At 69.8% G+C, this 2295-nt stretch carries 4 protein-coding genes; 3 read left to right on the forward strand and 1 reads right to left on the reverse strand.

All coding sequences use genetic code 11. The features are described from left to right. From ACFWPJ_RS11185 to ACFWPJ_RS11195, 3 genes are all read left to right on the forward strand, one after another. A partial coding sequence (locus tag ACFWPJ_RS11185; RefSeq protein ID WP_378849717.1) for an SDR family NAD(P)-dependent oxidoreductase occupies nucleotides 1-692 on the forward strand: 692 nt, incomplete at its 5' end. Nucleotides 693-879: 187 nt separating this feature from the next. After that, the gene (mscL, locus tag ACFWPJ_RS11190; RefSeq protein ID WP_378849719.1) at nucleotides 880-1335 is read left to right on the forward strand and encodes a large conductance mechanosensitive channel protein MscL; all 456 of its coding nucleotides are present in this window, start codon (nucleotides 880-882) and stop codon (nucleotides 1333-1335) included. Nucleotides 1336-1350: 15 nt separating this feature from the next. Continuing rightward, nucleotides 1351-1533, forward strand: coding sequence for a DUF1737 domain-containing protein (locus ACFWPJ_RS11195; RefSeq protein ID WP_378849721.1), 183 nt, complete (start codon nucleotides 1351-1353; stop codon nucleotides 1531-1533). Nucleotides 1534-1542: 9 nt separating this feature from the next. On the opposite strand, the gene ACFWPJ_RS11200 is transcribed toward ACFWPJ_RS11195, so the two are convergent. After that, a partial coding sequence (locus tag ACFWPJ_RS11200) for an MFS transporter (protein WP_378849722.1) occupies nucleotides 1543-2295 on the reverse strand: 753 nt, incomplete at its 5' end.

Genomic DNA, 2295 nt, shown 5'->3' on the forward strand with positions numbered 1-2295 from the left:
GCGGCACCCGGTGCGGCGCTGGCCCAGCGACGGTCCGGTGGCGGCTTCGGTGGCGCCTCCGCACCCCCGCCGGGGGGGGGGGGGGGGCGGGGTTTCGCGGGGCCCCGGCGCTCAAACACCAAAACCCCACCGTGTGGGGGGGGGGCGCTTACCCCCCCCCCCTCGACCGGGTCGACGTGCTGGTCAACAACGCGGGCGGCGCCAAGGGCATGGCCCCGGTCGCCGAGGCCGACCTCGACGACTGGCGCTGGATGTGGGAGACCAACGTGCTGGGCACCCTGCGCCTGACCAAGGCGCTGCTGCCGAAGCTGATCGCCTCCGGTGACAGCCTGATCGTCACCATCACCTCCATCGCCGCCTTCCACGCCTACCCGAACGGCTCGGGCTACACCTCCGCCAAGCACGCCCAGGCCGTGCTGCACCGCACGCTGCGCGATGAGCTGCTGGGTCAGCCGGTCCGCCTGACCGAGATCGCGCCGGGCGCGGTGGAGACGGAGTTCTCGCTGGTCCGCTTCGACGGTGACGCCGAGCGCGCGGCCAAGGTCTACGAGGGCATCGACCCGCTCTATGCCCAGGACATCGCCGAGATCGTCGGCTTCGTCGCCAGCCGGCCGCCGCACGTGAACCTCGACACGATCGTCGTCAAGCCCCGTGACCAGGCCGGGCCCGGCAGCTTCGCGCGGCGCTCCTGACCTGCGGCGTTCAATCCCCGGACCGGGCAACCGAATCCGGGGACCACGGCTGTCCGAGTGGCGGCCACGGCTCCCGGAACTGATACTGCGGAGGGTCGCGGTCGCGTAGCTATGAATTCGCTACTCCCTGGAACGGCCGATAACATCACCACGTTTGCCGATAGCCAGTCTGAGGAGTGCTCGACCGATGCGCAGTATCAAGTCCGTGTTCGACGGGTTCAAAGACTTCCTGATGCGCGGGAATGTCATCGACCTCGCGGTAGCGGTGGTCATGGGTACCGCGTTCACCGCGGTGGTCACCTCGTTCACCAAGGGGCTCGTCAACCCGCTGCTCGCGGTGTTCGGCTCGACCAACGAGCTGGGTCTGGGCGTTCAGCTGATCGCCGACAAGCCGGCGACCTTCATCGCGCTCGGCCCGATCATCACCGCGTTCATCGACTTCTTCATGGTCGCCGCGGTCCTGTACTTCGTGCTGATGCTGCCGATGAAGTCGCTGAAGAACAAGTTCGGCACCACCAAGTCCGCCGAGCCCACCGAGACCGAGCTGCTCATCGAGATCCGCGACCTGCTGGCCAAGCAGCAGGGGCTGAGCACCGAGCAGGCCGAGTCGCTGAGCAAGGAACGCGCCAGCGAGTCGGCCTAGCGGATACTTGCCCGTATGAGCGAACCACCGGACGGGCTACCGATCTATCGAGTGCTGACCGGCCCGGACGACGAGACGTTCTGCCGGCGGGTGAGCGCGGCGCTGGCCCTCGGCTACGAACTGCACGAGGGCCCCGCCGTCACCTTCGACGGTGCGAACGTCATCGTCGCCCAGGCCGTGGTGTGGCCGGCCGGGTAGCTATCGACCTCATGCGGGCGCGTCGACCCGGTCGCGGCGCGGCAACAGCAGCGCCGGGATCATCGCCAGCGCGATCATGACCGGGGCGATCCAGTAGGTGTGCTGGAAGGCCTCGGCCAAAGCCGGGGCCAATTCGGCACGCTGGGCAGGGTCCATCCCGTGCAGAGCCTGCAGCCCGCCGGTCACCGGGAGCAATGCGCCCAGCGTCACCGACGCCACCGCGGTGCCGATCGCCATCGCGGTGGTGCTGATCATGTTCAGCACCGTCGACCCGGCAGGCTGCTGTGCCCGGCTCAGCGGCCTGGTCGCGGTGGTGATCACCGGCATCATGGTGCCGCCGCCACCGGCACCCATCAGCAGCATGGTCAGGCCGAGCGCCCAGTACGGCGCGTCCGCGTCGAGCTGGAGCACGAACAGCACGAAACCGGTGAGCGCCACGGTGATCGACACCGGTAGGTAGCGACCGGGCGGAATCCGGTCGATCAACCGTCCCGCCACCTGCATCGTCGCGCCCGAGGCCAGCGCGAACGGAATGCCGAGAGCGCCTGCCACCAGCGCGGATTCACCGCGGACCACCTGGAAGTACAACGGCAGCAACAGCATCGAGCCGAAGTACCCGCTCGCGAACAGCGCCAGCAGCACGGCCGAGGTTCCGGTCGTGGGGGGGGGGGGGGGGGCGCGGAGCGGCCACCCGCGCCGGCCGCCACGGCCACCCCCCACCCCCACCCCCGAGATAGCGCGCCCCCCCCCCCCACCCCCCCC

The sequence above is a fragment of the Nocardia sp. NPDC058497 genome, assembly GCF_042720195.1.
In the GTDB taxonomy this organism is placed as follows: Bacteria; Actinomycetota; Actinomycetes; order Mycobacteriales; family Mycobacteriaceae; genus Nocardia.